The organism is Streptomyces alboniger (assembly GCF_008704395.1).
Classification (GTDB): Bacteria; Actinomycetota; Actinomycetes; order Streptomycetales; family Streptomycetaceae; genus Streptomyces; species Streptomyces alboniger.
This window is the reverse complement of the sequence record NZ_CP023695.1, coordinates 4,698,692-4,719,645: the sequence shown is the minus strand read 5'-3', so window position 1 is coordinate 4,719,645 and position 20,954 is coordinate 4,698,692. Positions and strand designations below refer to the sequence as shown.

Below are 20,954 nucleotides of genomic sequence, written 5' to 3'. Positions count from 1 at the left end.
GAGGCCCGGCTCCCCCGCAAGGGAGCCGGGCCTCAGTCACCGTTCAAGCGAGCGCAGCGGTCAGTGCGAGTGACCGTGGCCGTGGCCGTGCCCGGCCTCCGCCTCTTCCTCCGCCGGCTTCTCGACGACCAGGGTCTCGGTCGTCAGGAGCAGGGAGGCGATGGACGCGGCGTTCTCCAGCGCGGAGCGCGTGACCTTGACCGGGTCGATGACGCCGGCCTTGACCAGGTCGCCGTACTCGCCGGTCGCGGCGTTGAAGCCGAAGCCCTTGTCCAGCTCGGCGACCTTGGAGGTGATGACGTAACCCTCCAGGCCGGCGTTCTCGGCGATCCAGCGCAGCGGCTCGACGGCGGCGCGGCGGACGACCGCGACACCCGTGGCCTCGTCGCCGGTCTTGTCGAGGTTGCCCTCGAGGACCTTGACGGCGTGGACCAGAGCGGAGCCACCACCGGAGACGATGCCCTCCTCGACCGCGGCGCGGGTCGCGGAGATGGCGTCCTCCAGACGGTGCTTCTTCTCCTTCAGCTCCACCTCGGTGGCGGCGCCGACCTTGATGACGCACACGCCGCCGGCCAGCTTCGCGAGGCGCTCCTGGAGCTTCTCGCGGTCCCAGTCGGAGTCCGTGGCCTCGATCTCGGCCTTGATCTGGGCGACGCGGCCCTCGACGTCGGCCTTGTTGCCGCCGCCGTCGACGATCGTGGTGTCGTCCTTGGTGATGGTGACGCGGCGGGCGGTGCCGAGCACGTCCAGGCCGACCTGGTCGAGCTTGAGGCCGACCTCCTCGGCGATGACGGTGCCGCCCGTGAGGGTGGCCATGTCGCCGAGCATCGCCTTGCGGCGGTCGCCGAAGCCGGGGGCCTTCACCGCGACGGCGTTGAACGTGCCGCGGATCTTGTTCACGACCAGGGTCGACAGGGCCTCGCCCTCGACGTCCTCGGCGATGATCAGGAGCGGCTTCGAGGAGTTGGCCTGGATGACCTTCTCGAGCAGCGGCAGGAGGTCCTGGATGGAGGAGATCTTGCCCTGGTGGATCAGGATGTACGGGTCGTCGAGGACGGCCTCCATACGCTCCTGGTCGGAGACCATGTACGGGGACAGGTAGCCCTTGTCGAAGGCCATGCCCTCGGTGAAGTCCAGCTCCAGGCCGAAGGTGTTGGACTCCTCGACGGTGATGACACCGTCCTTGCCGACCTTGTCCATCGCCTCGGCGATCAGCTCGCCGACCTGCGGGTCCTGGGCCGACAGACCGGCGACGGCCGCGATGTCGGCCTTGTCGTCGATCGGGCGGGCGGTGGCGAGCAGTTCCTCGGAGACGGCCGCGACGGCGGCGTCGATGCCCTTCTTCAGGGCGGCCGGGGAGGCGCCGGCTGCGACGTTGCGCAGGCCTTCCTTGACCAGGGCCTGGGCGAGCACGGTGGCGGTGGTGGTGCCGTCGCCAGCGATGTCGTTGGTCTTGGTCGCCACCTCCTTCACCAGCTGGGCGCCGAGGTTCTCGTACGGGTCCTCGACCTCGACCTCACGGGCGATGGTGACGCCGTCGTTGGTGATGGTCGGGGCGCCGAACTTCTTGTCGATGACGACGTTGCGGCCGCGGGGGCCGATCGTCACCTTGACCGTGTCGGCAAGCTTGTTGACGCCGCGCTCAAGGGCGCGACGGGCGTCCTCGTCGAACTTCAGGATCTTCGCCATGGGAGCGATTCAGCCCTCTCGAAAACTCGGGTGAACGAACCGCGCCCCTCGCCGCCCGGCAATCAGCGGGGTGACCAGGGGCGCAGCTCAAAAAGCAAATCTGCTGGTGAAGCAGGTGATGCAGGTGAAGCGGTGAATTACTTCTCGACGATCGCGAGCACGTCGCGAGCCGAGAGGACGAGGTACTCCTCGCCGCTGTACTTCACCTCGGTGCCGCCGTACTTGCTGTACAGCACGATGTCGCCGGTCTTCACGTCGAGCGGCAGACGCTCGCCGTTCTCGAAGCGGCCCGGGCCCACGGCCAGGACGACGCCCTCCTGGGGCTTCTCCTTGGCGGTGTCCGGAATGACCAGGCCGGAGGCCGTGGTCTGCTCGGCGTCGAGCGGCTGGACCACAATGCGGTCCTCGAGCGGCTTGATGGCAACCTTGGAGCTGGTGGTCGTCACGATCCGGTCTCCCCCTTCGGAGATCTCACGGGGTTAACAGTCTTAGGTGTGGCGACCAGGTGGATCCGTCGTCGCGGGTGCCGGACCTGCCCGTCGCTATTGGCACTCTCCAACGGGGAGTGCCAGAAGCGAGACTAGGACGGCGATTAGCACTCGGTCAAGCGGAGTGCCAATCGACTGCGTCCGGCTTCAGCGGATCGCGGTGCCCCGGGCCGCCGGGGCGGGCGGTGTTTTCCCTCGTTCGGGGCAACGGCTCTCGGTGACGCCGGGTTCCCTTCCCGCGGCCCGCGGAGGCCTCGTTTCCCGTGGACAGCGGTCGAGAGCGTTCGGCGCGCCGGTGACCGCGGGCTCGCGGCTCGGTAGTTTCTCCGCCGCCTTTCTGCCCAGTCGCTCGATCGGGTCGACCGATTCCGCGCAGGACGTCAGCAGCGCGGGCGCGAGTACTCCGCACAGCAGGGCCCCGGCGAGGAGGCGGCGGTGCGCTCGCGCCCGCCGGGTCACAGGTAGTCCTCCAGCCTGGCCACCGCGTACCCCTTGCCCGTGACCGTCTTCATGAGCCTGCGGACCATGTCGGGCATGGTGCCCTTCCAGTCCTCGCGGCCCCTGAAGTGGGTGAGGATGATGTCGCCGGGGTGCAGGTCACGGTCCCACTCGCGGTACTCCATGCGGTCGGCGAAGACCTCCGCGTTCCACAGCGGCACGGCCTTGATGCCGCAGGACTTCGCGGCGCGCAGCGTGTCGTCGTTGTAGTTGCCGTACGGCGGGCGGAAGAGTTCGGGCCGCTTGCCGTAGCGCTTCTCGATGGTGTCCTGCATGCCGCAGATCTCGCGGCGCTGGCTCTTGTACGAGAGGCCGGGCATGTAGCGGTGATTGAGGGTGTGGTTGTTCAGGGTGACCCCGCGCGACTGCATCTTCTTGAAGTACGCGTAGTCCTCCTTGACCAGGTAGTCACTGAGGAAGGCGGTGTACGGGATCCTCAGGTCGCTCATCATCCTCAGCAGCGCCGGGTCCTTCTCGGCGCCGTCGTCGATGGTGAGGAAGACGACCTTCTGCTTGGTCGGGATGGTAGTGAAGACCGGCGGCAGCTTGGCCTGGCCCTTGACCTCGAAGCCCTTGCGGGTCTTGAGCCGCGGCTTCTTCCTGGGTGGCGCGGGCGCCGCCAGCGGGGTCTTGGCGAGGCGCCAGCGCTTGGCGGCCGCGACCCGGGCGGCCTGGGTGACGGCGAGCTGATGGGCGTAGGAGTCGAGGGCCCTGGCGGGCGGGGCCTTGAGCGGCTGCTGGCCGTGGGCGGGCTTCACGGCGTCCGAGCCGCCCGCGGAGGCGCAGCCCGAGGCGATCGCCGTGACGGTCAGCACCGCCACGACGGCACGCGTCTGATTCTTCCGCCGTGCGGCGGATTCTTCCTTTTGTCGTACGAGTTGCATGGCGCCGGATCCTCGCAGCTCACCGGCGTGCCCCGGGGCCGACACCGCCACCGGCCGCGCACCATCCACCGACTGGCCCACAATGGGGCGGGTGAACGACCCGAACACGCCGCCGCCGAGCGCCCCTGCCGCCCACCGCGCCACCGGAGGCACCGAGGACGCCGGCCTCGACGATCCCCTCGCCGCCTTCGCCGCCCTGCGCACCGAAGCGGGCCGGGCCCTGCTCGACGAGGTGCGGGACGTGGAGCCCGCGCAGGAGCTGGCCGCCGCCACCCGGCTGCGCCGCGAGCACCCGGCGCCGCTCGTCTCGGCCGCCCTCGGCCAGGCGCGGCTGCGCCGGCGGGCGGCGGCGAAGTTCGGCGCGAAGGACGCGGGCCGGATGTTCTTCACGCCGGACGGCGTCGAGCAGTCCACCCGCGCCTCCGTCGCCACGCACCGCGCCGAGAGCTTCAGGAGCCTGGGGGTGCGTACCCTCGCCGACCTGTGCTGCGGCATCGGCGGTGACGCGATCGCCCTGGCACGGGCCGGGATCTCCGTGCTCGCCGTCGACCGCTCCCCGCTGACCTGCGCGGTCGCCCGTGCCAACGCCGAGGCGCTCGGGCTCGCCGACCTCATCGAGGTCCGGGAGGCCGATGTCACGGACGTGGACACATCGGCGTACGACGCGGTGTTCGTGGACCCGGCGCGGCGCTCCTCCAAGCGCGGCCGCATCTTCGATCCGGAGTCCTACTCCCCGCCGCTGTCCTGGGCGGTCCAGGCGGCCCGCAAGGCCCCGCGCGCCGCGCTGAAGATCGCCCCCGGGATCCCGCACGAGGCGATCCCCGCGGGGACCGAGGCCGAGTGGATCTCGGACGGCGGCGATGTGAAGGAGGCCGTGCTGTGGTTCGGCACGGACGCGCCCGCCTCGCACCGCGCGACGCTCCTGCCCCAAGACGTCTCCCTGTGGAGCTCCCTCGACGCGATGCTTCCCGACCCCGAGGTGCGGCCCGTGGGGCGGTACCTGTACGAGCCGGACGGCGCCGTCATCCGTGCGCATCTGGTCGCCGAGGTCGCGGCGCGGGTCGGCGGCGGACTGATCGACGAGACCATCGCGTACGTCACGTCCGACGCGCTGCACGCGACGCCCTACGCGGTGGCGTACGAGATCACCGACCGGCTCCCCTTCGGTGTCAAGAAGCTGAAGGCCCTGCTCCGGGAGCGGGAGGTCGGGATCCTGACGGTGAAGAAGCGGGGCTCGGCGGTGGAACCGGAGGAACTGCGCCGCAAGGTGAAGCCGCGGGGGAAGAACGCGGCGACGGTGTTCCTGACGCGGGTGGCCGGGGCGCCCACGATGCTGATCGGCCACCCGGCCCCGTGAGGTCCGGGGCGCTGTCCCGCGCCGGCGGCACGGGCGACGACGGACGGCGGCCGTGCAGCACGGCCGTCCCCAGCGCGGCCGCCACCAGCAGTCCCGCGGACACCGCGAAGGCCGCCGCGTGCCCCTCGGCGAGGGAGGCCCGGTCGGTCCCCGTGCCGGTGACGTTCGCCGCGACCGTGACCAGGACCGCGAGGCCGAGCGAGCCGCCGAGCTGACGCGAGCTGTTGAGCAGCCCGGAGGCCATGCCGGCCTCCTCGGGGGCGACCCCGCTGGTCGCGGCCGTGCCCAGCGGTACGAAGCACATGCCGATGCCGACACTCGCGACCAGCGAGGGTCCGAGGATCGAGCCGAGGAACGTACCGCCCGCCTCGACCGTCAGCGCGAACCACCCGAACCCGGCGGCCCCGAGCAGCCCGCCCGCCACGAGCAGCGCCCGCTCGCCGACCCGCCCGACCGCGTGGGCCGCGACCGTCGACCCGGCCACGACGCCCGCGCAGAACGGCAGGAACGCGGCACCGGCCGCCGTCGGCCCGTACCCCATCACCTGCTGGAGGTAGAGCGAGGTGAAGTAGAAGGCGGCGAACTGCCCCGACGACATCAGTAGCGAGAAGACGTTCGCGGAGAGCACGGGCCGGTGGGCGGTGCCGAGCAGGCCGAGCCGCAGCAGCGGCTCCCGCTTGCGGGCCTCGACGGCGACGAAGGCCGCGAGCAGGACGGCCGCGACGCCGAGCGTGCCCAGCGTGGTGCCGGATCCCCAGGCGTACGTCTCCGTGCGCACGAGGCCGAGTACGAGCGCCGCCGCCCCGGCCGTGACGAGCAGGGCGCCGGTGACGTCGAGGCGGGGCGCGGGCCCGGTGCGGCGGTCGACGGGCACCCCGCGGCGGGCGGTGAGGAGCGCGGCGAGCACCACGGGGACGTTGACGAGCATCACGGAGCGCCAGCCCACCCAGTCGGTGAGCAGTCCGCCCGCCATGATCCCGACCGCGCCGCCGAGCGCTCCCGCGACGCCCCAGAGAGGCCGAGCGCCCGCGAACGCGCGGGCCCCGCCGCGTAGTTGACGGTGATCAGGGTGAGCGCGACGGGCGCGAGCGCGGCCGCGCCCGCGCCCTGCACCGCCCGCGCCGCGATGAGCTGACCCGGCGTCAGGGCGAGCCCGCCCGCGAGGCTCGCCACGCCGAAGACGACGAAGCCCCAGATGAGGGTGCGCCGACGTCCGGCCAGGTCGGCGAGGCGTCCGCCGAGCATGAGCAGGCCGCCGAAGGCGAGCGCGTAGGCGTTGACGACCCAGAGCAGCGAGCCGGGGGCGAAGCCGAGGTCGTCGCCCATGTCGGGCAGGGCGATGTTGACGACGGACACGTCGAGGGAGACGAGGAACTGCACGGTGAGCAGCACTGGCAGGAGCCAACGCCCTTGTAAGGCGTTCGAGTCCCCCTTGTTCCGCACCTTGCTCCGCACCGTGTTCCGCACCTTGTTCCGCACCTTGTTCACCATGCGCGGCACATTACTATACGCGTATAGAAACTCCGCAAGTCCCGATCGCGCGGGCAGGCACGACAATGGGCGGGTGGCAGCAGAGAAAGACCCAGGGACGACATCCGGCGAGCCGAAGAAGCGCCGCGTGGGGCGCCCCCGTCGCCTGGAACCGGAGACGATCGTCGCGACCGCCCGCCGGATCCTTCAGGAGGAGGGCGTGGCGGCCCTGAGCATGCGCCGGGTCGCCAAGGAGGTCGGCACGACGCCGATGGCGCTCTACCACCACGTACGCGACAAGGACGAGCTGCTGATGCTCACGCTCGCCGGTACCGCCGCCACGGTCCCGCGCCCCGAGCTGCCGGCCGACCCGCGCGAGCGCCTCCTCGCCGTGACCCTGCACATGCACGGCACGCTGGCGCGGATGCCCTGGGTGGTCGAGGTGCTCAGCCTCGGCGACCTCACCGACAGGGGCGCCCTGTGGATGGTCGAGGAGATGATCGGCGCGGCCGTCGACTGCGGCCTCACCCCCGCGGAGGCGGTCCGCGCCTACCGGACCCTGTGGCACTGCGTCTACGGAGACCTGGTCTTCCGCCGCGCGATGGAGCGCCGCGCCGAGGATCCGGACCGCAAGCGGCACTTCCCCGGCATGCTCACGGACGCGGACGCGGCCGAACTCCCCCACCTCGCGGCGCTCGCGGACCAGTGGACCGAACTGACCGAGGACTACGACGTGGCCCGCCAACTGGGCGCGGTGATCGACGGGTTGCTGGGGCGGACGGGACGGGAGAGCCTAGGCGGCCGGGAGCGGGCGGAGTGAGCCGTGTGCCAGGCTCGCCGCCATGCCCTTCGACCACAACGACCACTACCACCCGCTGCTCCTGAGGCACCTGCCGCCGCACGGCCGCACCGCCCTCGACATCGGCTGCGGCACCGGCCGTTTCGCCCGCCGCCTCGCGGCCCGCGGCTACGAGGTCGACGCGCTCGACCCGTCGGCGGAGGTCATCGCCGAGGCCGAAGCGCTGGGTGGAGGCCCCCGCTACCGGCGGGCGGACGTGACCGCGGAGGACCTCCCCGAGGGCCACTACGACGTCATCACCTGCCTGGCGAGCCTGCACCACATGCCGTTCACCACGCTGACCCGGCTGCGCGCCGCCCTCGCGCCCGGCGGCACCCTGCTCGTCCTCGGCTGCTACGCCGGGGCGACCTGGTGGGACCTCGCGGCGGCCCCGGCCAACGCGCTGGCGCGCCTGACGGTGTACGCGGGCGAGCGCGTGCGCGGCACGCACGCGCCCCCGCTCAAGGCCCCCGTACGGCAGCCCGACATGACGCTCCCGCGGATCCGCGCCGAGGCGGCCCGCCTCCTGCCCGGCAGCCGTGTGCGCCAACTGCTCTTCTGGCGCTATCTGCTGACGTACCGCGCCGGGTGATCACAGCGGCTCGCGGCGGTTCCGGACCCTGGACTCCGGCGACGTGATCCAGCACCACTGGGCGAGGCCGGGGCCCCGGCCGGGAGTTCGTGCCGGACGAGCGCGTACCTGCCGTCGCCGCGGTCCGCCCACACGAAGACATCGGTGTCCTGCGCGGCGCCGCGAACACCGCCTCGCTCTCGTCCTCGCGGCCGCTCAGTGCACGGGCGGTGGCGCCGGCCGCCACGGCGGCGTACGCGGGATCCCCCGCGAGTGCCTCCTGGAGCCGGATGTGCCGGAACTGGCGGCGACCGGCACACCACGGGTGAGGCGGCGTCGCGAACGTCCCGGTACCAGGAGCACCGCGGCATGCTGCCGGAACGGCCGTGGCAGGACCGGAGCTATCCGGCCGACGCCGCGACCGACTCGACCGACTCGAACCGCCAGCGGTGCACCGCCCGCGTCACCAGCTCCGCCGCGGGCTCCGGCAGCTCCGGAAGCTCGGCGTCGAACGCGGCGTCCCACCAGGTGATGACCAGGACCCGGTCCTGCGGCGCCCGGAAGCACTCCCGGCGCACCGGCCCGCCGACTCCCCCACCGGTCGGCCCGTCGGCCAGCTCGCGGGCCCGCTCCCGCGCCCACGCGAGCAGTTCCGCGCCGCGCCCCTCGACGGCACGGGCCTCCCACATCAGCGCGACGGTCACGAGTACAGGTTCCCCTTGCTGACCTCGTGCACATGGTCGTGGTCGTGCGTGTGGCCGTGACCGTGGCCCGGCACGTGCGGTTCCGTCACCGGCAGCGACGAGTCCGCCGACAGGTCCCAGGACGAGGCCGAGCGGTTGCGCGCCACCATCTCCGCGCCGAGGGCCGCGACCATCGCGCCGTTGTCCGTGCACAGCTTCGGACGCGGCACTCGAAGGCGGATCCCGGCCTTCTCGCAGCGCTCCTGCGCGAGAGCGCGGAGCCGCGAGTTGGCGGCCACGCCACCGCCGATCATGAGGTGGTCGACGCCCTCGTCCTTGCACGCGCGGACCGCCTTGCGGGTCAGCACGTCGACGACCGCCTCCTGGAAGGACGCCGACACGTCCCGCACCGGCACCTCCTCGCCCGCGGCCCGCTTGGCCTCGATCCAGCGGGCGACGGACGTCTTGAGCCCGGAGAAGGAGAAGTCGTAGGCCGGGTCGCGCGGGCCGGTCAGACCGCGCGGGAACGCGATCGCCTCCGGGTCGCCCTCGCGCGCGTACCGGTCGATGACGGGGCCGCCGGGGAAGCCGAGGTTCAGCACCCGCGCGATCTTGTCGAAGGCCTCGCCCGCCGCGTCGTCGATGGTCGAGCCGAGCGGACGTACGTCCGAGGTGATGTCGGCGGACAGCAGCAGCGAGGAGTGGCCGCCGGAGACCAGGAGCGCCATGGTCGGCTCGGGCAGCGGCCCGTGCTCCAGCTGGTCCACACAGATGTGCGAGGCGAGGTGGTTGACGCCGTAGAGCGGCTTGCCGAGCGCGTACGCGTACGCCTTCGCGGCCGAGACGCCGACGAGCAGCGCGCCCGCGAGCCCGGGCCCGGCGGTCACCGCGATGCCGTCGAGGTCCTTCGCGCTCACCCCCGCTTCCTTCAGGGCGCGGTCGATGGTCGGCACCATCGCTTCGAGGTGCGCGCGGGAGGCGACCTCGGGCACGACGCCGCCGAAGCGGGCGTGCTCGTCGACGCTGGAGGCGACGGCGTCGGCGAGCAGGGTGGTGCCGCGGACGATGCCGACGCCGGTCTCGTCGCAGGAGGTCTCGATGCCGAGGACGAGGGGTTCGTCGCGCGAGTCAGCCATGAATCTCGGTTCCTTGTACGCCAGTCGGAGCGGAGGTGGAGGGATCGGTACGGCGCATGACCAGGGCGTCCACATTGCCGGGCTGGTAGTAGCCGCGCCTGAAGCCGATGGGCTCGAAGCCGAAACGCTCGTACAGCTTCTGGGCCCGGGTGTTGTCGACCCGTACTTCGAGCATGACCTCGGGGCACTCGAAGGCGGTCGCGGCCTGGAGCAGGTCGGTGAGCAGCCGGGCGCCGAGCCCGGTGCCCCAGTGGTCGCGGGCGACGGCGATGGTCTGGACGTCGGCAAGGTCTCCGGAGGCGGCGAGCCCCGCGTAACCGACCAGGCGGTCGCCGTCCATGGCCACCACATAGCGGCGGGTGGCCAGCGGCCCGCGCGCGTGGGCCAGCTCGGACCAGAACATGCCACGCGACCAGGCGTCGTCCGGGAACAGCTCCTTCTCCAGGGCGAACACCGCGTCGATGTCCCACCAGCGCATCTCGCGCAGCACGGCGGCCGCGGTCGCCTCGGTCGCATCGGTCACATCGGTCACTTCGGGGTGACCACCTTGTAGTTCTTCGGCACCTGCGCGTCGGGGCGGCGCAGGTACAGCGGCCGGGGCTCAAGGAGCGCCTCGCCCGCGGCGAGCTTCTCGGCGGCCAGGGACGCGAGCGCCGCCGCCGAGACGTGCTCGGGGGCGCGGGCGTCGGGGAAGGTGTCGGGGTAGAGCAGCGCGCCCGCGCCGACGGCGGGCAGGCCCTCGACGTCGGCGGCGATGTCCGCGGGCCGGTCGACCGCGGGCTCGCTGACGCGCGTACGCACGTCCTGGTAGCGCGCCCAGTAGACCTCCTTGCGCCGGGCGTCGGTGGCCACCACGAAGGGGCCGGACTCGATGCCGGAGGCGTAGGCGAGGCCGTCCAGCGTGCAGAGCCCGTAGACGGGGATGCCGAGGGCGAGGCCGAACGTCTCGGCGGTCATCAGGCCGACGCGCAGCCCGGTGTAGGGGCCGGGGCCCACACCGGCGACGACGGCGGTGACGGCGTCGAGTCTCAGGCCGGCGTCGGCGAGCACGCGGTCGACGGCCGGAAGCAGCAGTTCCCCATGGCGCCGGGCGTCCACCTGGCTCGACTCCGCCACGACGGAGGAGCCGTCGTGGAGGGCGACGGTGACGGCGGGCGTTGCGGTATCAAGAGCGAGCAAGAGCACGCGAACAGCCTACGGCTCCGGCGCACGGCGCACGGCCGCCCCGGGATGAGCGGTGCCTGCTGCTACCGTCGCTCCGTATCCGTACGCCGTACGAAGAGGTGGGAGCGCAAGGTGTCAAGGAGCAGCTCGGGATTCGTGGCCGGGCTCACCGCGGCCGCGCTCGCCGCGGTCGGCTTCCTCGCCTATCAGGCTTCGGCCAACGCGCCGGACCCGGCCAAGCCGGAGAAGTCCGCGGGCGCCACCGCCTCCCGCTCCCCCAAGGACAGGGCCGACCCGATGGCGGTGCCGGCCGAGTCCGGCGCGGGCGAGCGGGTCGTGTACTCCGTGGGCGAGGACCGGGTCTGGCTGGTCGAGGCGTCCGGGAAGCCGCGGATCACGTTCAAGGTCACGCCGGGTTCGGTGGACCCGGCGCCGGGCACGTACGCAGTCACCTCGCGCTCCGGGACCGTCACCGGAACGGACGGTGTGCCGATCGAGCACGTCGTGCGGTTCACGACCGTCGACGGGATCACCATCGGCTTCAGCGCGGCGGTCGACGGCTCGACGCCGAAGCCGGACCCGGCGAAGAAGACCGGCGGCATCCGCGAGTCGCGCGCGCACGGCAACGCGATGTGGGAGTTCGCGACGATCAGCAAGAAGGTCGTCGTCGTTCCGTAGGCCTCTTCCCGGCGGGTGCCGGGTCCCTGGGCGGGGTGGAGACCGCGGTCGCCGCGGCGCACGACGCGAGCAGATCGCTCATCGACAGATGCGAGAGGCCCGAGACGGCCGAAGGTCCCGGCCGCCCGTGCGCATGCGCGTGCGGCTGCGGCTGTGCGTCACGTTCTGAAGCCGGCATGGATGCCTCCTGGGCTCCCGGGGACAGACGTGGTTAGGTAGACCTAACCAGGACCTGTACCCATGTGACCACGCGCGGCGTGCGCAACGCAAGAATTTGCCGACGACTTGTCGGAACCTTCGGCGGAACGCCCTAGGCCGCGAGCGACGCCAGGTCCGCGCCCGACCAGCGCTCGCCGAGCCCGGCCAGCGTCACCTCGCGCACCTCGTCCGTCGTGTCGCCGACGGCGCGGTCGATGACGACGTGCAGCCGGTCGTCCGACAGCTCCTCGACCTTGCCGTCGCCCCACTCGACGACGACCACCGACTCGGGCAGCGAGACGTCGAGGTCCAGGTCCTCCATCTCGTCGAGCCCGCCGCCCAGGCGGTACGCGTCGACGTGCACCAGCGCGGGACCCTGGCCGAGCGGCGGGTGGACGCGGGCGATGACGAAGGTCGGGGAGGTGACGGCGCCGCGTACGCCGAGGCCGTCACCGAGGCCGCGGGTCAGCGTCGTCTTGCCGGCGCCCAGCTCGCCGGTGAGCATGACGAGGTCGCCGGGGCGCAGGAGTTTCGCCAGGCGGCGGCCCAACTCGCCCATCTGTTCGGGGGAGTTGACGGTGATCTTGAGTACGTTGGCGGGGGCCTGGTGGTGCGGTGCTTCCATACCGTCCACGTTAGCCGCTGGACGACCCCGCATCGGCTGCCGCCCGCCCGGCGCCCGCCCTGGCCAGCAGCTCCGCGATCCGGTCCGTGACCGCGTCGGGGTGCTCCAGCATGACCAGGTGCCCCGCGTCCGGGACCAGGACCAGCTCGGCGTCCGGCAGCAGCGCCGCGATCGCCTCGCTGTGCTCGCTCGGCGTGACCAGGTCCTTCTCCCCCGCGAGCACCAGCACCGGCAGCCCTGCGAAGCGTTCGAGCGCCGCCGCCTTGTCGTGCTCGGCGAACGCCGGGTAGAACTCCGCGACCACGTCGATCGGCGTCGACTCGATCATCCGCTCCGCGAACCGCGCGATCGCCGGGTCCACGTCCCTGCTGGAGAACGAGTAGCGCTTGATGATCCCGGCGAAGAGGTCGGCGGTGGCCCGCCGCCCCCGCTCCACCAGCTCGGCCTGCGAGCCGAGCGTCCGCAGTACGCCGGGCAGCACCCGCCGGACCGCGTTCATCCCGGCCACCGGGAGCCCGAAGTTCACCTGACCGAGCTTCCCCGACGACGTACCGACGAGGGCGACGCCCACGACGCGCTCGCGGATCAGTTCGGGGAACTGGTCGGCGAGGGCCATCGTCGTCATGCCGCCCATGGAGTGCCCGACGAGGACGAGCGGCCCCTCGGGCGCGGCCGCGTCGATGACGGCCCTCAGGTCGCGCCCCAACTGGTCGATGGAGACCGGCACATCGCGCTCCGCCTGGTCGACGCCCCGCCCGGAGCGGGCGTGGCTGCGCTGGTCCCAGTAGACCGCGCGGACCGCGCCGCGCAGGGCGGCCCGCTGGAAGTGCCAGGAGTCCTGGCTCAGGCAGTAGCCGTGGCTGAAGACGACCGTGACGGGCGCGGGGGCGCGGCGCCCGAAGAGACGGCGCCTGCGCGCGGCCTGCTCGCCGTCCGTCTCGACCTCCTCGACCTCGTACGAGAGTTCGGTGCCGTCGTCCGCGTACGCCGTGCCGGGCATGCCGCGCAGCGAGCCGTACGGCCCGGCGGCGTCCAGTGCGAGGCGGGCCTTCTTGCGCATGCCGCGCCCCACGGTGAGCCGCTCGATGGCGACCCCCGCGGCCGCGCCCGCGGCGATCACACCGAGCGCGGCGCCGGCCACCCCGGCCCGGCGCCAGTTCCCCGCCGCGGCGGCGGCCTCCGTCACCGCTTCCGCCGCGGCAGCCCCCGTGCTGCTCTCGCTCACGTGCCGCTCCTCGTCAGTGGTCGGACTGCTCGTTCACATCTCTCCGATGCCGGGCCGCTCATTCACGTAGACGCGCGGGACACGCGATCCGATGCGGGTGACGATCTCGTACGCGATGGTGCCCGCGGCCTGCGCCCAGTCCTCGGCGGTCGGCTCGCCGCGGTCGCCGGGCCCGAACAGCACCGCCTCGGCGCCCACTTCGGGCTCGTCGCCGCCGAGGTCGACCACGAACTGGTCCATCGCCACCCGGCCCGCGACCGTACGCCACTTGCCGTCGACGAGGACCGGGGCCGTGCCGGAGGCGTGCCGCGGAATGCCGTCGCCGTACCCGGCGGGGACGAGGCCGAGCGTGGTTGCACCCGGGGTGACGTAGTGATGCCCGTAACTCACACCGTGGCCCCCCGGAGCGTGCTTCACATGGGCGAGCGAGGCGGTCAGCGTCATGACGGGCCGCAGCCCGAAGTCCTCGGGGGTGCCCACCTCGGGGCTCGGCGAGACGCCGTACATCGCGATGCCCGGCCGTACGAGATCGAAGTGGGTCTCCGGGAGCGTGAGGGTCGCCGGGGAGTTGGCGATGTGCCGCACCTCGGGCCGTATCCCCTCGCCCTCGGCGTACGCCACCATCTCGCGGAAGACCGTGAGCTGGGCGGCGATCGACGGGTGCCCCGGCTCGTCGGCGCACGCGAAGTGCGACCAGAGTCCGGTGACCCGGACGAGCCCCTCGGCCTCGGCGCGCAGGGACGCGGCGACCAGCTCGGGCCAGTCGGCCGGCATGCAGCCGTTGCGCCCGAGGCCGGTGTCGGCCTTGAGCTGGATACGGGCGGTGCGCCCCGCCTCCCGGGCGGCGGCCGTCACCTCTTCCAGCGCCCACGGCGCGCTCACCGACATGTCGAGACCGGCCTCGACGCCCTCGCGCCAGGGGCCGCCCGGCGTCCACAGCCAGCACATGATCCGCCCCGGCAGTCCCGCGGCGCGCAGGGCCAGGGCCTCCTCGGGTGTCGCGGTCCCGATCCAGGCGGCCCCGGCCTGGACGGCGGCCTTGGCACAGGGCACCATTCCGTGGCCGTAGGCGTCGGCCTTCACCACGGCCATGAACGCGGCGTCCGGCGCATGGGCACGCAGCGCGCGCACGTTGGCGCGGAGGGCGGCGAGGTCGATCTCGGCCCGGACACGGAAAGGTGCTGTCTCGTTCATCGCGCACAAGTGTCTCAGAGCGCGCCCCTTGCCCCGCTGCGGCGGCCCTCTCCACGACCGGCGCCCCTGAGGCGGGCACACTCCGGCACGACCGGCGCCGCCTGAGGCGGGCACATTCCAGGCGAGGCCCGCGGCGGCGCGGGTCCTAGGCGCCGCTAGCGGGCGGCGCCGGCCTCCAGCGCCGCCAGCGCCGGCGAGCACCCCGCCGCGCACCCGGGCTCACCCGGGCCGTCAGCCCCGCCATCGACGGCCCGGCCTGCCACCGGCCGGGATCAGTCCGTCCGCCGCACATCCCGCCAAGCGGCCGGAATCGCGTCCGCCACGTCCTGGGCCGCCACCGGCCCCCCACTCGACGCGTGCCGCGCGGCGAGGCCGTGCAAATAGGCGCCGACCGCCCCCGCGTCCCGCGCGTCCAGGCCCGCCGCCAGGAGGGAACCCGCGAGGCCCGACAGGACATCGCCGCTGCCCGCGGTGGCGAGCCACGGGGTGCCGGTGGGGTTGACGCGTACGGGCCCCTCCCCGGAGGCGACCAGCGTGGTGGACCCCTTCAGCAGCACGGTCGCGCCGTACCTCCCCGCCAGTTCCCGCACCGCGGAGAGCCGGGCCGACTCCACCTCCTCGCGGGAGACCCCGAGGAGCGCGGCGGCCTCCCCGGCATGCGGCGTGAGCAGCGTCGGCGCGCGCCGCGCCCGCACCTCCCGCTCCCCCGCGAGCCGCAGGCCGTCCGCGTCGATCAGTACGGGCACATCGGCGGCGACCACGTCCCGCAGCCGCTCCCCGTCGTCCCCGAGGCCGGGCCCCACGACCCAGGCCTGTACCCGCCCCGCCTTCGACGGCGGCCCCGCGGACACCAGCGTCTCCGGGAACCGCGCGATGACGGCGTCCGCGGCGGGCCCCACGTACCGCACGGCACCCGCGCCCCCGCGCAGCGCCCCGGCCACGCAGAGCACGGCGGCGCCCGGATACCTCGCGGACCCCGCGACGACCCCGACGACACCGCGCCGGTACTTGTCGCTCTCCCCGCTCGGCCGAGGCAGCAGCCCCGCCACATCGGCGTACTGGAGGGCTTCCAGGACCCGCTCGCCCGAGGCCAGTTCGAGCCCGATGTCCACCAGGCGCACCGCACCGGCGTACTCGCGCCCCGGATCGATCAGCAGCCCCGGCTTGTACGCCCCGAAGGTCACCGTCACATCCGCGCGCACCGCCTCTCCGTGCACCTCGCCCGTGTCGGCGTCGACGCCGCTCGGCACGTCGACGGCAACGACGAGGGCGTCCCCCGCGACGGCGGCGACGAGGCGCGCGGCACGCTCCCGAAGTCCGCCGCGGCCCCCGATGCCGACGATCCCGTCCACGACGAGCCGGGCCCGCGCGACGACGCCCTCGGCCCTGTCCTCACTCCCGTCGACCACCGTGCCCCCGGCGGCCCGCAGCGCGGCGAGGCCACCGGCGTGGGTCCGCTCCGGAGCGAGCAGCACGGCGGTGACTCCCGCGCCGCGTCCGGCCAGTTTGGCCCCCGCGTACAGGGCGTCGCCGCCGTTGTCCCCGCTGCCCACCAGCAGCGCGATCCGGGCCCCGTACACCTTGCCCAGCAGCTGCGCGCACTCGGCGGCGAGCCCGGCCGCGGCCCTCCGCATCAGCGCCCCTTCGGGCCCCCGCGCCATGACCTCGCGCTCAGCAGCCCGGACACTCTCCACGCCATACGCATTACGCATGCCCCCAGTCTGCCCGCCGGGCAGCGCGAAAGGGCGCCGGGAACATCCGCCACGGCCCCTGCGAGGGCGAACCCCGCCCAAGGCCAGAGGCCGGCTACCCCTCCGCCACCACCACCGCAGAAGCCACCCCCGCGTCATGGCTCAACGACACGTGCCAGGCCCGGACCCCCAGCACGGAAGCCCGCTCGGCGACCGTCCCCCGCACCCGCACCCGCGGCTGGCCGCTCTCCTCGACGTACACCTCGGCGTCCGTCCACCGAAGCCCCCCGGGCGCCCCCAGCGCCTTCGCCAGCGCCTCCTTCGCCGCGAAACGGGCCGCCAGCGAGGCCACCCCCCGGCGCTCCCCGCTCGGCAGCAGCAACTCGCTCTCGACGAACAGGCGTTCCGCCATGCCCGGCGTCCGGGCCAGCGCCGCCCCGAACCGCTCGATCTCGGCGACGTCGATACCGACCCCAATAATCACAGGCTCACCCCAAGAATCACCGGCTCAGCGTGACACACCCCACCACACGCCCAACCCCCTCGCCGTTCAAACAGCCGTAACAATGGACTGTGATCTCTTCGGTCTCCGCGCCTGCGAAGGCGCCGCGGAGCGCCCACCGGCACCGGCCGGAGGCGACTCCCTACGTCGACCTGACCCGTAACGAGTGGAGCGCTCTCCGGGAGAAGACGCCTCTGCCCCTGACGGCGGAGGAGGTGGAGAAGCTGCGCGGCCTCGGTGACGTCATCGACCTGGACGAGGTCCGCGACATCTACCTCCCGCTCTCCCGCCTCCTGAACCTCTACGTAGGCGCGACGGACGGCCTGCGCGGAGCCCTCAACACGTTCCTGGGCGAGAAGGGATCCCAGTCCGGAACCCCCTTCGTCATAGGGGTCGCCGGCTCCGTGGCCGTCGGCAAGTCGACCGTCGCCCGCCTCCTCCAGGCCCTCCTCTCCCGCTGGCCGGAACACCCCCGCGTGGAACTGGTGACGACCGACGGCTTCCTGCTGCCCACGAAGGAGCTGGAGGCCCGCGGCCTGATGTCCCGCAAGGGCTTCCCCGAGTCGTACGACCGCCGCGCCCTCACCCGCTTCGTGGCGGACATCAAGGCGGGCAAGGCCGAGGTCACCGCCCCCGTCTACTCCCACCTGATCTACGACATCGTCCCGGGCAAACGCCTCACGGTCCGCCGCCCCGACATCCTCATCGTCGAGGGCCTGAACGTCCTCCAGCCCGCGCTCCCCGGCAAGGACGGCCGCACCCGCGTGGGCCTCGCGGACTACTTCGACTTCAGCGTGTACGTCGACGCCCGCGCGGAGGACATCGAGCGCTGGTACCTGAACCGCTTCAAGAAGCTGCGCGGTACGGCCTTCCAGAACCCGTCCTCGTACTTCCGCAAGTACACGCAGGTGTCGGAGGAGGAGGCCCTCGACTACGCCCGCACCACCTGGCGCACCGTCAACAAGGTCAACCTCCTGGAGAACGTGGCTCCCACCCGGGGCCGCGCCACCCTGGTCGTCCGCAAGGGCCCCGACCACAAGGTCCAGCGCCTGAGCCTGCGCAAACTCTGAAGATCCCACCCTCCGCACCCGACTACCCTGCCGTAATGCTGCACTTGCGCCTGATCTCCCCCGCGGACAAGACCGACGACGTACTGCGCCTGATCGAGGGGACGACCGGCACCACGCACCTGGCCGTCGTCCCCGGCGCCGCCCGCGACCCCGCGGGCGACGTCATCATGTGCGACGTCGCACGGGAGGCGGGCGACGAGCTGATCGCCGGCCTGCGCGACCTCGACCTGGACAAGTGCGGCTCGATCGCGGTCGAGAACATCGACCTCTCCCTCTCCGAGCGTGCCGACGAGGCGGAACACGAGGCGCCGGGAGAGGGCTCGGACGCGGTCCTCTGGGAACATCTGACCGACGCTACCCACGAGGAGTCGACGCTCTCGATCACGTACGTCGCGTTCATCACGCTCGCCACGATGATCGCGGCCTGCGGTGTCGTGCTCGACAACGCGATCCTGATCGTGGGCGCGATGGCCGTCGGACCGGAGTTCGGCCCCCTCGCCGGCTTCTGCACGGCCCTGGTGCGGCGCGCGCCCCGGCTGGCCCTGCGGTCACTGATCGCGCTGCTGGTGGGCTTCCTCGCGGCGATGGTGGTGACGACCGGGTTCAGCTACTTCATGGACGCCACCGACCTGTTCAGCCACGAGGCCCTCAAGGCGGAGCGGCCGAACACGAACTTCATCTACCGCCCGGACTGGTTCTCGTTCGTGGTGGCGGTCCTCGCGGGCGCGGCGGGCACGCTCTCGCTCACCTCGGCGAAGTCGGGGGCGCTGGTCGGCGTGGCGATCTCCGTGACGACGGTCCCGGCGGCGGCGAACGCGGCGGTCGCCTTCAGCTACAACGAGTACAAGCAAGCGTGGGGCTCCACCGAGCAGCTCCTGCTGAACCTCCTCGGCATCGTCCTCGCCGGCACGCTCACACTGCTGGCCCAGAAGGCTCTCTGGGCCACGCAGCGCGAACGTACCGCCAAGTCCCGGCGGCGCGCTCAGGACTCGGTGACGGGCTCCTAACCCAGCGCCGACTTGACGACATCGGCGAGCCGCCCGGCTACGGACCGCGCCTGCTCGATGTCGGCGGCCTCGACCATGACCCGCACCAGCGGCTCGGTCCCCGAGGGCCGCAGCAGCACCCGCCCGGTGGAGCCCAGCTCACGCTCGGCGTCGGTGACGGCCGCGGAGAGTTCGGCGGAGGTCTTCACGCGCGACTTGTCGACGTCGGGGACGTTGATGAGGACCTGCGGCAGCCGCTCCATGACGCCCGCGAGATCCGCGAGCGTCCGCCCGGTCTCGGCGACGCGGGCCGCGAGCAGCAGCCCGGTCAGCGTGCCGTCACCGGTCGTCGCGTGGTCGAGGACGATCACGTGCCCGGACTGCTCGCCGCCGAGGGCGAAGCCGTGCTCCTTCATCGACTCCAGGACGTACCGGTCGCCGACGGCGGTCTGCACCAGGGAGAGGCCCTGGGCCTCCATGGCGAGCTTGAAGCCGAGGTTCGACATGACGGTGGCGACAACGGTGTCGTGACGCAGCGTGCCGTGCTCCCGCATGGCGAGGGCGAGCACGGCGAGGATCTGGTCGCCGTCGATCTCCGCGCCGGTGTGGTCCACGGCGAGGCAGCGGTCGGCGTCCCCGTCGTGCGCGATCCCGAAGTCCGCCTTGTGCTCCACGACGGCGGCCTTGAGCAGCCCCAGGTGCGTGGAGCCGCAGCCGTCGTTGATGTTCAGGCCGTCGGGCTGCGCCCCGATGGTGATGACCTCGGCGCCGGCGCGCGTGAACGCCTCGGGCGAGACGCGGGCGGCGGCGCCGTGCGCCTCGTCCAGGACGATCCTCAGCCCGTCGAGGCGGTTGGGGAGCACACCGAGCAGGTGCGCGATGTACTGGTCGAGCCCCTGGTCGTACGACTTGACGCGGCCGACGCCCGAGCCGGTGGGCCGCTGCCAGGGAGCGCCGGTGCGGTGCTTCTCGTAGACCGACTCGATGCGGTCCTCCAGCTCGTCGGCGAGCTTGTGGCCGCCGCGGGCGAAGAACTTGATGCCGTTGTCGGGCATGGCGTTGTGGCTGGCGGAGAGCATCACGCCGAGGTCGGCGCCCAGCGCCCCGGTGAGATGCGCCACCGCGGGGGTGGGCAGCACACCGACGCGCAGGACGTCCACGCCCGCGCTCGCGAGGCCCGCGACCACCGCGGCCTCCAGAAACTCCCCGGACGCGCGCGGGTCACGCCCGACCACCGCCACCGGGCGATGGCCTTCAAAGGTGCCCGCCTCGGCCAGTACGTGCGCCGCCGCCACGGAGAGTCCGAGCGCCAGCTCGGCCGTCAGATCCGCGTTGGCGACACCACGCACGCCGTCCGTGCCGAAGAGTCGTCCCACTGCTGTCCTCCGAACGTTCGTTCCTGATAGACGAACGCCCCGGCAGCACGGTGAGTGCCGCCGGGGCGAACGAAAAGTACAAGCAGGCAGCGATTAGCGCTTGCTGTACTGCGGGGCCTTGCGGGCCTTCTTGAGACCGGCCTTCTTGCGCTCGACCGCACGGTCGTCACGCTTCAGGTAACCGGCCTTCTTGAGGGCGCCACGGTTGTTCTCGACGTCGGCCTCGTTCAGCGCGCGGGCGACACCGAGACGGAGCGCACCGGCCTGACCGGAGACACCGCCACCCGCGATGCGGGCGATGACGTCGTAGCGGCCGTCGAGCTCGAGCACCTTGAAGGGCTCGTTGACTTCCTGCTGGTGGACCTTGTTCGGGAAGTAGTCCTCGAGCGTCCGCCCGTTGACCTTCCACTTGCCGGTGCCCGGAACGATCCGGACGCGGGCGATGGCGTTCTTGCGACGGCCCAGGCCGGCGGCCGGCTGGGGGTCGCCGAAGCGCGCCGCGTTCGACTCCGAGGTGTACTCGCCCTCAAGGGGAGCCTCGGACTCGGTGGTGTACTGCTCGACGTCAACAACCTCGGTCTCTTCGACCGGCTGCTCAACGGTGGTCTCGGCCACGATTCTCCTCAGATTC

21 protein-coding genes and 1 pseudogene are annotated in these 20,954 nt (G+C 72.6%); 6 read left to right on the top strand and 16 right to left on the bottom strand.

All coding sequences use genetic code 11. The features are described from left to right. Positions 1–60: 60 nt before the first annotated feature. From groL to CP975_RS21215, 3 genes are all read right to left on the bottom strand, one after another. On the bottom strand, positions 61–1,689 hold the full coding sequence (gene groL / locus CP975_RS21225) for a chaperonin GroEL (RefSeq protein ID WP_055534094.1): 1,629 nt from the start codon (positions 1,687–1,689) through the stop codon (positions 61–63). A 137-nt stretch (positions 1,690–1,826) separates the two neighbouring features. Then, entirely contained in the window at positions 1,827–2,135 is a 309-nt protein-coding gene (gene groES, locus CP975_RS21220; RefSeq protein WP_010471835.1) for a co-chaperone GroES, read from the bottom strand. Between the two features lie 497 nt (positions 2,136–2,632). After that, complete coding sequence (locus CP975_RS21215; RefSeq protein ID WP_055534114.1) at positions 2,633–3,559, bottom strand: polysaccharide deacetylase family protein; 927 nt, start codon at positions 3,557–3,559, stop codon at positions 2,633–2,635. An 82-nt stretch (positions 3,560–3,641) separates the two neighbouring features. On the opposite strand from CP975_RS21215, the gene CP975_RS21210 reads away from it, so the two are divergent. After that, a complete protein-coding gene (locus CP975_RS21210; RefSeq protein WP_150477223.1) occupies positions 3,642–4,916 on the top strand; it encodes a class I SAM-dependent methyltransferase in 1,275 nt (424 codons plus the stop codon). Here the strand turns inward: CP975_RS21210 and CP975_RS21205 are convergent. Then, positions 4,909–6,359, bottom strand: a pseudogene (locus CP975_RS21205) (MFS transporter); the annotation flags it as partial. The gene CP975_RS21210 and the pseudogene CP975_RS21205 sit on opposite strands and share 8 nt — an antisense overlap. 121 nt (positions 6,360–6,480) lie before the next feature. On the opposite strand from CP975_RS21205, the gene CP975_RS21200 reads away from it, so the two are divergent. Together CP975_RS21200 and CP975_RS21195 are read left to right on the top strand one after the other, a co-directional pair. Further along, a complete protein-coding gene (locus CP975_RS21200) occupies positions 6,481–7,206 on the top strand; it encodes a TetR/AcrR family transcriptional regulator (RefSeq protein ID WP_055534095.1) in 726 nt (241 codons plus the stop codon). Between the two features lie 22 nt (positions 7,207–7,228). After that, positions 7,229–7,816: a class I SAM-dependent methyltransferase gene (locus CP975_RS21195; protein WP_055534097.1), complete on the top strand. Its 588-nt coding sequence runs from the start codon at positions 7,229–7,231 to the stop codon at positions 7,814–7,816. A gap of 380 nt (positions 7,817–8,196) precedes the next feature. Here CP975_RS21195 and CP975_RS21190 read toward each other — a convergent pair whose 3' ends face one another. From CP975_RS21190 to tsaB, 4 genes are read right to left on the bottom strand one after another with little or no spacing between them, the layout of a single operon-like run. After that, positions 8,197–8,499: a hypothetical protein gene (locus CP975_RS21190; RefSeq protein ID WP_055534098.1), complete on the bottom strand. Its 303-nt coding sequence runs from the start codon at positions 8,497–8,499 to the stop codon at positions 8,197–8,199. Next, positions 8,496–9,614 (bottom strand): tRNA (adenosine(37)-N6)-threonylcarbamoyltransferase complex transferase subunit TsaD, encoded by a 1,119-nt coding sequence (gene tsaD, locus CP975_RS21185; RefSeq protein ID WP_055534099.1) that lies wholly within the window; start codon positions 9,612–9,614, stop codon positions 8,496–8,498. The genes CP975_RS21190 and tsaD overlap by 4 nt, the downstream gene beginning before the upstream one ends. Continuing rightward, complete coding sequence (gene rimI, locus CP975_RS21180; RefSeq protein WP_051819517.1) at positions 9,607–10,092, bottom strand: ribosomal protein S18-alanine N-acetyltransferase; 486 nt, start codon at positions 10,090–10,092, stop codon at positions 9,607–9,609. The genes tsaD and rimI overlap by 8 nt, the downstream gene beginning before the upstream one ends. A 50-nt stretch (positions 10,093–10,142) precedes the next feature. Further along, a complete protein-coding gene (gene tsaB / locus CP975_RS21175) occupies positions 10,143–10,799 on the bottom strand; it encodes a tRNA (adenosine(37)-N6)-threonylcarbamoyltransferase complex dimerization subunit type 1 TsaB (RefSeq protein WP_055534100.1) in 657 nt (218 codons plus the stop codon). A 111-nt stretch (positions 10,800–10,910) separates the two neighbouring features. Here tsaB and CP975_RS21170 point away from each other — a divergent pair, with 111 nt between their 5' ends. Beyond that, on the top strand, positions 10,911–11,456 hold the full coding sequence (locus tag CP975_RS21170; protein ID WP_150477222.1) for a hypothetical protein: 546 nt from the start codon (positions 10,911–10,913) through the stop codon (positions 11,454–11,456). Here CP975_RS21170 and CP975_RS35880 read toward each other — a convergent pair. The 6 genes from CP975_RS35880 to CP975_RS21140 form a co-directional block, all read right to left on the bottom strand. Then, positions 11,428–11,634: a hypothetical protein gene (locus tag CP975_RS35880; RefSeq protein WP_150477221.1), complete on the bottom strand. Its 207-nt coding sequence runs from the start codon at positions 11,632–11,634 to the stop codon at positions 11,428–11,430. The two genes, CP975_RS21170 and CP975_RS35880, sit on opposite strands and share 29 nt — an antisense overlap. Before the next feature lie 132 nt (positions 11,635–11,766). Beyond that, complete coding sequence (tsaE, locus tag CP975_RS21160) at positions 11,767–12,279, bottom strand: tRNA (adenosine(37)-N6)-threonylcarbamoyltransferase complex ATPase subunit type 1 TsaE (protein ID WP_055534103.1); 513 nt, start codon at positions 12,277–12,279, stop codon at positions 11,767–11,769. A 10-nt stretch (positions 12,280–12,289) separates the two neighbouring features. Next, positions 12,290–13,504 (bottom strand): alpha/beta fold hydrolase, encoded by a 1,215-nt coding sequence (locus CP975_RS21155; RefSeq protein WP_055534104.1) that lies wholly within the window; start codon positions 13,502–13,504, stop codon positions 12,290–12,292. Positions 13,505–13,537: 33 nt separating this feature from the next. Next, a complete protein-coding gene (gene alr / locus CP975_RS21150; protein WP_055534106.1) occupies positions 13,538–14,698 on the bottom strand; it encodes an alanine racemase in 1,161 nt (386 codons plus the stop codon). Between the two features lie 272 nt (positions 14,699–14,970). Beyond that, the gene (locus CP975_RS21145) at positions 14,971–16,410 is read right to left on the bottom strand and encodes an NAD(P)H-hydrate dehydratase (RefSeq protein ID WP_150477220.1); all 1,440 of its coding nucleotides are present in this window, start codon (positions 16,408–16,410) and stop codon (positions 14,971–14,973) included. 94 nt (positions 16,411–16,504) lie between these two features. Next, a complete protein-coding gene (locus tag CP975_RS21140) occupies positions 16,505–16,873 on the bottom strand; it encodes a holo-ACP synthase (RefSeq protein ID WP_055534108.1) in 369 nt (122 codons plus the stop codon). An 89-nt stretch (positions 16,874–16,962) separates the two neighbouring features. On the opposite strand from CP975_RS21140, the gene coaA reads away from it, so the two are divergent. Together coaA and CP975_RS21130 are read left to right on the top strand one after the other, a co-directional pair. Further along, positions 16,963–17,961: a type I pantothenate kinase gene (coaA, locus tag CP975_RS21135; protein ID WP_425474265.1), complete on the top strand. Its 999-nt coding sequence runs from the start codon at positions 16,963–16,965 to the stop codon at positions 17,959–17,961. Positions 17,962–17,996: 35 nt separating this feature from the next. Further along, the gene (locus CP975_RS21130; RefSeq protein ID WP_055534110.1) at positions 17,997–18,968 is read left to right on the top strand and encodes a DUF389 domain-containing protein; all 972 of its coding nucleotides are present in this window, start codon (positions 17,997–17,999) and stop codon (positions 18,966–18,968) included. Here the strand turns inward: CP975_RS21130 and glmM are convergent. Further along, a complete protein-coding gene (gene glmM / locus CP975_RS21125; RefSeq protein WP_055534111.1) occupies positions 18,965–20,323 on the bottom strand; it encodes a phosphoglucosamine mutase in 1,359 nt (452 codons plus the stop codon). The two genes, CP975_RS21130 and glmM, sit on opposite strands and share 4 nt — an antisense overlap. Before the next feature lie 93 nt (positions 20,324–20,416). Further along, positions 20,417–20,938: a 30S ribosomal protein S9 gene (gene rpsI, locus CP975_RS21120; RefSeq protein ID WP_055534112.1), complete on the bottom strand. Its 522-nt coding sequence runs from the start codon at positions 20,936–20,938 to the stop codon at positions 20,417–20,419. Between the last annotated feature and the right edge of the window lie 16 nt (positions 20,939–20,954).

What these genes read in the sequence shown, in the direction of transcription:
- groL (WP_055534094.1), bottom strand. Translation starts at nt 1,689, where the DNA reads ATGGCGAAGATCCTGAAGTTCGACGAGGACGCCCGTCGCGCCCTTGAG.
- CP975_RS21215 (WP_055534114.1), bottom strand. Translation starts at nt 3,559, where the DNA reads ATGCAACTCGTACGACAAAAGGAAGAATCCGCCGCACGGCGGAAGAAT.
- CP975_RS21210 (WP_150477223.1), top strand. Translation starts at nt 3,642, where the DNA reads ATGGGGCGGGTGAACGACCCGAACACGCCGCCGCCGAGCGCCCCTGCC.
- CP975_RS21195 (WP_055534097.1), top strand. Translation starts at nt 7,229, where the DNA reads ATGCCCTTCGACCACAACGACCACTACCACCCGCTGCTCCTGAGGCAC.
- tsaD (WP_055534099.1), bottom strand. Translation starts at nt 9,614, where the DNA reads ATGGCTGACTCGCGCGACGAACCCCTCGTCCTCGGCATCGAGACCTCC.
- rimI (WP_051819517.1), bottom strand. Translation starts at nt 10,092, where the DNA reads ATGCGCTGGTGGGACATCGACGCGGTGTTCGCCCTGGAGAAGGAGCTG.
- CP975_RS35880 (WP_150477221.1), bottom strand. Translation starts at nt 11,634, where the DNA reads ATGCCGGCTTCAGAACGTGACGCACAGCCGCAGCCGCACGCGCATGCG.
- tsaE (WP_055534103.1), bottom strand. Translation starts at nt 12,279, where the DNA reads ATGGAAGCACCGCACCACCAGGCCCCCGCCAACGTACTCAAGATCACC.
- alr (WP_055534106.1), bottom strand. Translation starts at nt 14,698, where the DNA reads ATGAACGAGACAGCACCTTTCCGTGTCCGGGCCGAGATCGACCTCGCC.
- CP975_RS21145 (WP_150477220.1), bottom strand. Translation starts at nt 16,410, where the DNA reads ATGCGTAATGCGTATGGCGTGGAGAGTGTCCGGGCTGCTGAGCGCGAG.
- CP975_RS21130 (WP_055534110.1), top strand. Translation starts at nt 17,997, where the DNA reads ATGCTGCACTTGCGCCTGATCTCCCCCGCGGACAAGACCGACGACGTA.